Here is a 7,219-nt window from a genome sequence, read left to right on the forward strand (position 1 = left end):
ACAGGAACTCTTGCCATGGAGATAATCCTTAAGAGTAAAGTTAAAGTCCCTTACCGCAACACAATCAAGATGTCTTGTCTAACAACGCTTTACCAATAAAGCTTAGAGAGAATCCGAACTAGGGAAGCATTCGGAGGTCTGTGCCAGATTGTGTCTCGATGCGGTAGTCTCTACTTGCGTCGCCTAAATTGGTTTAGACAAGCCCCGTCGCTTTTATGGCTGGGTTAGTGACCGATCGTGCTAAGTTATAAACCGCATTGATTGTGATTTGGATAGGCAAACCATGCGATCGGAAACCGAATCGTCTCCTTTAGAGGTTAGCAAAACTACAAAACCCCCTCGATTAATTTTAGAAGGTTTATACGCTTTCTCGCCTAATCGGGAAACCCTAGGGGGAACCTCTTATCTTATTGTAGAAAATACTGGTAATATTCTGGTGGATTGTCCTGGCTGTGAGGAGAGCGAGCGGGATTTTCTCCGAGAAAAGGGAGTCCGTTACTTATTTTTTACCCATCGCGGGGGTCAGGGTAAACAGAGCGATTCTCTGCAAAGTTTACTTGATTGTGAGATTATTCTACAGGAACAGGAAGCCTATCTGCTTCCTCACCGTCAAATTACCGTTTTTCAGCAACAAATCCAGTTATCTCCCACTTGTAGCGGTTTTTGGACTCCAGGCCATTCTCCCGGTTCCTCCTGTCTCTACTGGAACCGTCACGGGGGGGTTTTATTTACCGGTCGTCATCTTCTCCCCGACACCAAGGGTCAACCGCGACCTCTACAGACCGCTAAAACTTTCCACTGGCCGCGGCAATTGCGATCGCAAAAGGCCATTTTAGACCGTTTTAGTCCGGAAACCCTCTCCTATCTTTGTCCGGGAGCTAATACCGGCTTTTTGCGCGGTCGGGGAATTATCGATCGCGCCTACGAAAAAATCAGCGCCAATCCTCTTAACTAAAGACTTTTTAGAAGCTGCATCGTTCAATTCCCAGAAATTATGAATTTAACCGTTAAAGACTTGGGTGAACAGGGATTGCTACCGATTCTGCAAAAATATTGTCCTGCGGAGATTATCGGTGATGATGGGGCGATTTTATCCCTCAAAGACGGTTACTCTCTCGTTGTCACCACTGATGTTTTAGTTAATAACGTCCACTTTAGCGATCTTACCACCTCTCCCGAAGATGTGGGCTGGCGAGGGGCGGCGGCTAATTTATCCGATTTAGCGGCTATGGGGGCAGAACCCCTGGGAATTACGGTAGGATTGGCTTTAACTCCCAATCTAGCCATCGATTGGCTAGAAGGACTCTATCGGGGTCTTAGCTCTTGTCTGCAAGTATATCAGACGGCGATCGTTGGTGGTGATGTCTGTCGGGCCACGGAGATTAACATCAGCATCACCGCCCTGGGACAAGTAGCAAAAAATGAAGAAATTAGACGTTTTAATGCAACAGTGGGCGATAGTATCGTTATTACAGGTTATCACGGTTTATCGCGGGCTGGATTAGAGTTACTCTTGCACCCTGAAACCGGGAGGAATTTAAATTCCGCCCAAAAAAAGCGATTAATCCAAGCTCATCAACGCCCGCGACCGAGACTCGATTGCATACCACATTTACAAAAAATTGTCAAGCAATTTCCCATCGCGGGCATGGATAGCAGTGACGGGTTAGCAGATGCCATCATGCAAATTTGTCGCTGTAGTGGGGTTGGTGCCGAAATCGAGCGGATTCCCCTGCATCCAACCCTGAAAGAATATGTAGGAGCCGAAAAAGCTCTAGAATGGGCTTTATACGGCGGTGAAGACTTTGAGTTAGTTTTGTGTTTACCCCCGGACAGTGCCAGAGAATTGCTGGAGCAAGTGGGGGAAGAGGGGGCGATAATCGGTCAAATTGTCCCGGGGAAAGAGATAAAATTAGCCGACGGGAGAAAACTCAGTTTAAGCTCTGGCTTTCAACATTTTTAGCCTCTATAAATCGCCAAAACCTTTCTTTTTCTTGATTTTCTTCGGTTTTTTCGGGCTGCCACCTTGACCGCGGAACCCCGGTTGATTGCCACCCCCAAACATTCCGCCACCCATCCCGGGCATCCCCGGCATAGCGGGCATTTGTCCCCGTCCCATCTGTTGCATCATCGTTCGCATTCTGGTGAAATTAGCAATTAGTTTGGTCACTTCTGTTTCCGGATGTCCCGAACCCTTGGCAATGCGACGACGACGATTAGGAGACTTAGCCAATAAATCGGGGTTAGCGCGTTCCTCCGTGGTCATGGAATTAATCATCGCTTCCGTGCGTTTTAACTCTTTTTCCCCCTTTTCGATGTCTGTCCCGCTCAGTTTGCCCAGACCGGGGATTAACTTGAGGACTCCCCCCAGGGAACCCATATTTTTTAACAGCCGCATCTGTTTGAGGAAGTCATTAAAATCAAACTTAGCCTCTAAAATCTTGGCCTGCATTTTGGCCGCGTCTTCTAGGTCTAACTGTTCCTGAGCTTTTTCCACTAGGGTCAGGACATCACCCATATTGAGGATGCGACTGGCAAGGCGATCGGGATAAAATGGCTCTAAAGCTTCTACTTTTTCCCCAACCCCAACAAATTTAATCGGTTGTCCCGATATTTGCCGCACTGATAGGGCCGCACCACCGCGAGTATCGCCATCGAGTTTGGTGAGAATTGCCCCCGTGATGCCGATTTGTTGGTGAAAAGTGTTGGTAAGACTGGCCGCTTCCTGACCAGTCATCGCATCCACCACTAATAAAGTATCGTCGGGGTTGACAATTTTCTTGATTTGTGCTAGTTCGCCCATCATCTGGGTATCTATCTGCAAACGACCGGCGGTGTCGATGATAACCGTATCTACGCCCAATTCTTTGGCTTTTTCCACACCTTGACGGGCGATATCGACGGGATTAGCCTGAGAACCCATCTCGAAGACGGGAACATTTATCTGTTTACCGAGGGTGATTAATTGGTCAATGGCCGCCGGACGGTAAACATCGGTGGCCACCATCAGGCAGCTTTTGGACTGTTTGCGGAGATATAGGGCTAATTTGGCGGTGGCGGTGGTTTTTCCCGTCCCTTGCAACCCGGCCATTAAAATTACGGTGGGGGGTTTATCGGCCTGAGCTAGGGGGACGTTACTTTCCCCCATAATTTTGACCAATTCATCATAGACAATTTTGATAAATTGCTGGCCGGGATTGACTCCGGAAATAACTTCAGCGCCGAGGGCTTGTTTCTCGACCTCAGCAATAAATCCCTTGACTACCTGTAGGTTAACATCTGCTTCTAATAAAGCTCGCCGGACTTCTTTGAGGGTTTCTTGTATATTGGCCGAGGAGATTTTATCTTGACCTCGTAATTTTTTCCATGCGTCTTCTAAGCGGTCGGCCAGTGCGTCGAACATAGTTTCGGAATTAAATTTTTAACTAGATCGATTTTATCTCAAATGTCCGGTGAAGACCCCCGTTCTTAGCCTGTCAATAGTCCTGGACTTGGATGGTGCGGCCAATCTCCCGGTGTAGGAGAGTGAGCAGCGGGGAGAGACAATCCATAATTGGGTTTTTAAAGTGGGATTTACTTTTGATTGCTCAGAAATAGTCGTAATTTTAATAAACTGAGAGTCTGACCGAGATTGAGGGGAAGGAGGGAAATGCCTTCTAACCGCGATTGTAACCAACCATCACCCCAATACCATTCGTGATAGCCATCGATACCTTGACTCAAAAGCAAGCGTAAACACTGGTCATTGGCTAATAAAACCTGATGTTGTACGGGAATTAAACCTAACCAAGAGGTAAAAGTCAAACCTTCCTCTAATTTATCGGGTAGATTGGGCGACAGCATTTGCGGCCACAGCCATTGACGGAGATGAGCAGTTTTGAGTAAACTATCCCGGATAGCCTCTTCACTGGCCGAGATTTCGATACGCAGCTGACTTTGTTGAAAATTGCCGAACATATTGTTGTCTGATAATTTTTGTTAAGTTAGTTAAAGAATAACTAAAAATCGGGACAGCGTTTTCCAAGGATAACAGTAAGTAGTATGGCAGATAAATTAATCCGCGCCACGGCCGCCGATGGCGGAATTAGAGTAGTAGGAGTGATTACCACTCGTTTAACCGAAGAAGCTCGCCAAAGACATAAATTATCTAACGTAGCCACTGCCGCTCTCGGTCGCACGATGGCATCGGCTTTACTCTTGGCTTCCAGTTTAAAAAAACCCGGTTCTAGGGTCAATATTCGCATTAAAGGCGACGGTCCCCTAGGCGGTGTTTTAGTTGATGCTGGACTCGATGGCACGGTGCGGGGTTATGTGGACTGTCCCCAGGTGGAATTACTCCCCAATGCTAAGGGTAAATTAGATGTGGGTCGCGCCGTGGGTAACAAGGGTTATGTGCGAGTCTTGCGGGAAGAAAAAGGTGAGGAGAGAAATGAACTTCAGGAAAGCATCGTGGAAATAGTTTCTGGGGAAGTGGGGGAAGATATCGCCTACTACCTGGACCAGTCCGAACAAATTCCCTCCGCTTTGCAAGTGGGGGTTTTTGTCGGTACGACCACAGGAGTAACGGCTGCCGGGGGAATTTTATTACAAGTTCTCTCGAAAGAGGCCGCCAGGGATGAGGTCTTAGTGGCTCGTTTAGAGTCGAGATTGCGAAAATTAACGGGATTTACGCCTCTTTTACGAGCAGGAAAGGGTCTAGAAGATATTTTTCAGGAACTTCTCGGAGATATGGGTCTAGAAATTTTTCCAGCTGTGCAGATGCTGCGTTTTGATTGTGATTGTTCTTTTGAACGGGCCCTAGGAGCTTTAAAATTCCTCGGGGTCGATGAATTAAAAGACATCATCGAAAAGGATAAACAAGCGGAAGCCATCTGTGAGTTTTGCCAGGAAGTGTATAGTGCCAACGAGAGACAATTAATCGAATTAGTCGAGTCTCTACAAGCTGAATCTTGCTGAGAAGTCGGGCAATGAGCGCCATTAAGGTAAAATCTATCTAAAATATCTGTCAGGGAGTCGTGAATGTTTAAAGGAAAAGAATTAACCAAAAATCTAGTCAAACGAGAATCGATTGACTCCCTGACTCGTTGGCCAGAGAAAACTAAGTCTTTTCTTTTTCTCTTTTGGTCCCGATACCAGCATCGTTTCACTTGGAAAGTTTGGGCGGCTTTATTTGTGGTCGTCTTTGGCGGTGTTGGCTTTCTCGCCACTTGGCAGTTATTAAATATGCAGAAGTCGCCCAATTGCCCCAAAATCTTCTGGCCTATTGCTTCTGCCTCCCTGCGTCTCTACTGCGCTCAACTTTCCGCCGATAGTCGTACCGTGGAAGGATTACTCGCAGCAATTGCCCTAGTGGAAGCTTTACCCGAGGACCATCCCTTGCGATCGCAAGTTAATCAACAGGTGGAAGAGTGGGCGCGAGATATCCTGAATTTGGCTGAAAAAGACTATCAAGCGGGAAATTTAGAGCAAGCAATTGCTAAAACTCGTCAAATCCCCAATAATATGGCAGTAGCGGCAATTATTGAAGAAAGAATCGCTAAGTGGCAAGGAACTTGGACGGAAGGCAACGAGATATTAAGCAAACTAGAGGAAAATCTCCGCGCTTCCAACTGGAATCAATCTTTCCGTCTAGCAGTGGATTTATTGAACTTAAATAACGAATATTGGGCAACGGTTAAATATAATGAAGCGCTCGCTAAAATTACCGTCGCCCGGGAAGATAGCAGTAAATTAGATAATGCCTTTAATCTCTTTGCCCGGGGCGGTCTCGACAATTGGTTGAAAGTCATCGAAGAAGCTAGAAAAATTCAAGCCAGCAGTTATGCCTATCAGGAGTCCCAAAAATTAATCGGGAAAACCGAGGATAAACTAAAAGAATACGCCGAAAGATTAATTGAGCGGAAGCAATGGCAAGCTCTCCGGGATTTGGCTAACCAAACCCCCAAAGGCCTCAAAATTAAAGAAGATGTCACCGATTGGTCCCTCTTGTCCGAAGCGGCCTTAGATGCGGAAGCCGGCACGGTGGACGGATTGGAAGCCGGCATACTGGGACTAGAACAAATCGACGCTTCTCGACCTCTCCATCAAACGGCCCTAGCTATGAGGGAACGCTGGCAGTTACAGGTACAGGATGTAAAAATACTGTCCGAGGCTAGAGATTTAGCACAAGCAGGTACAATCGAGCAGTATAGCGCCGCTATCGCGAAAGCGGGCGAGGTTCCCCGTAATAATCCCCTCTGGTCGCAAGCACAGCAGGAAATTGGCTCTTGGAATCGTCAAATACAAGTCATAGAAGACCGGCCGATTTTAGAACGGGCGCGGGAAATCGCTATCCCCGGCGATATTAATTCCCTCAGTAACGCTATTATTCAGGCGCAGGCTATTGGTAAAAATCGGGCCTTATACCGAGATGCCCAACGGGAAATTGACGACTGGCAAGTACGGATTGAACGCATGGAGGATCAACCCATTTTAGATCAGGCTCAAGCTTTGGCCAATCTCAAAGACTATAGCACAGCGATCGACACTGCCAATCAAATTCCCCCTGGTCGCACTCTTTCCGCGGAAGCATCCCAAAATATCCGTCGTTGGCGCCGAGAGTTGCGGGCCCGTCAAAATCTCCAACAGGCTAATCAATTAGCGGCGATGGGAACCGCAGAAGGTTTAACCCGAGCGATTGCTTTAGTTACCAATATTTCCACTAAAACCGATGCGGGTGTGCAACGGACTGAATTGCTGGAACGTTGGAGTTATCAGCTTTTGTCTTTAGCCACGGACCAAGCTAATAATGGCAGTTATCTGGAAGCTATTCGCCTTGCTGAATCCGTATCCCCGGAAAGTACCGCTTACAGTTCGGCTCGCTCCCAAATACAAGGCTGGCGCAATATTCTCCAACCTCCGGCCCCACCACCAATAGTTGAATCGACTCCCCTTTCCCCAGAGTACCCGATAGAAGCACCAAGTCCGGGTCAATAATCAGTTTTAGGGGCTGTTTTTGCCGTGGATTACCCCTACCCCTTGCCCCCTTGATAAGGCTATCCATTAGTCAGATCTTTCTTAACAAAAAGAGAAGAAACTAAAAAAAAGGGGAAACGATTGATAGGTATAGTTTTGAAAGAAGGAATCAAGGTGGAGGTAAGCAAAAAAATGGAGAAATGGGCAGCCCAAGAATTACAGTATGCAGACCTAGGGGACACCAGAAGAAAGAAAAGGTTAATCA

At 47.1% G+C, this 7,219-nt stretch carries 7 protein-coding genes; 5 read left to right on the forward strand and 2 right to left on the reverse strand.

Features of this window, described 5'->3' with window-relative positions:
- Positions 1-283: 283 nt before the first annotated feature.
- The gene (locus tag IM515_RS24870; RefSeq protein WP_287629410.1) at positions 284-955 is read left to right on the forward strand and encodes an MBL fold metallo-hydrolase; all 672 of its coding nucleotides are present in this window, start codon (positions 284-286) and stop codon (positions 953-955) included.
- 39 nt (positions 956-994) lie between these two features.
- Positions 995-1,963, forward strand: a complete 969-nt coding sequence (gene thiL, locus IM515_RS24875; RefSeq protein WP_287629411.1) for a thiamine-phosphate kinase — start codon at positions 995-997, stop codon at positions 1,961-1,963.
- Positions 1,964-1,966: 3 nt separating this feature from the next.
- On the opposite strand, the gene ffh is transcribed toward thiL, so the two are convergent.
- Entirely contained in the window at positions 1,967-3,403 is a 1,437-nt protein-coding gene (gene ffh, locus IM515_RS24880) for a signal recognition particle protein (RefSeq protein ID WP_002769994.1), read from the reverse strand.
- Positions 3,404-3,573: 170 nt separating this feature from the next.
- Positions 3,574-3,957, reverse strand: a complete 384-nt coding sequence (locus IM515_RS24885; protein WP_002786677.1) for a hypothetical protein — start codon at positions 3,955-3,957, stop codon at positions 3,574-3,576.
- Positions 3,958-4,041: 84 nt separating this feature from the next.
- Between IM515_RS24885 and hslO the strand changes: the two genes are divergently transcribed.
- The 3 genes from hslO to IM515_RS24900 form a co-directional block, all read left to right on the forward strand.
- A complete protein-coding gene (hslO, locus tag IM515_RS24890; RefSeq protein ID WP_002770005.1) occupies positions 4,042-4,956 on the forward strand; it encodes an Hsp33 family molecular chaperone HslO in 915 nt (304 codons plus the stop codon).
- Positions 4,957-5,019: 63 nt separating this feature from the next.
- Positions 5,020-6,975 carry a coiled-coil domain-containing protein gene (locus tag IM515_RS24895; protein ID WP_287629412.1) on the forward strand — a complete coding sequence of 652 codons (1,956 nt, stop codon included), beginning with the start codon at positions 5,020-5,022 and terminating at the stop codon, positions 6,973-6,975.
- Between the two features lie 171 nt (positions 6,976-7,146).
- On the forward strand, positions 7,147-7,219 hold a 73-nt coding region (locus IM515_RS24900; RefSeq protein ID WP_152487306.1), incomplete at its 3' end, for a transposase DNA-binding-containing protein.

Origin of the sequence: Microcystis sp. M44BS1 (assembly GCF_020244875.1) — a bacterium.
GTDB classification, from domain to species: domain Bacteria; phylum Cyanobacteriota; class Cyanobacteriia; order Cyanobacteriales; family Microcystaceae; genus Microcystis; species Microcystis panniformis.

Coding starts and splice junctions, on each gene's coding strand:
- IM515_RS24870 (WP_287629410.1), top strand. CDS start 284: ATGCGATCGGAAACCGAATCGTCTCCTTTAGAGGTTAGCAAAACTACA.
- thiL (WP_287629411.1), top strand. CDS start 995: ATGAATTTAACCGTTAAAGACTTGGGTGAACAGGGATTGCTACCGATT.
- ffh (WP_002769994.1), bottom strand. CDS start 3,403: ATGTTCGACGCACTGGCCGACCGCTTAGAAGACGCATGGAAAAAATTA.
- IM515_RS24885 (WP_002786677.1), bottom strand. CDS start 3,957: ATGTTCGGCAATTTTCAACAAAGTCAGCTGCGTATCGAAATCTCGGCC.
- hslO (WP_002770005.1), top strand. CDS start 4,042: ATGGCAGATAAATTAATCCGCGCCACGGCCGCCGATGGCGGAATTAGA.
- IM515_RS24895 (WP_287629412.1), top strand. CDS start 5,020: ATGTTTAAAGGAAAAGAATTAACCAAAAATCTAGTCAAACGAGAATCG.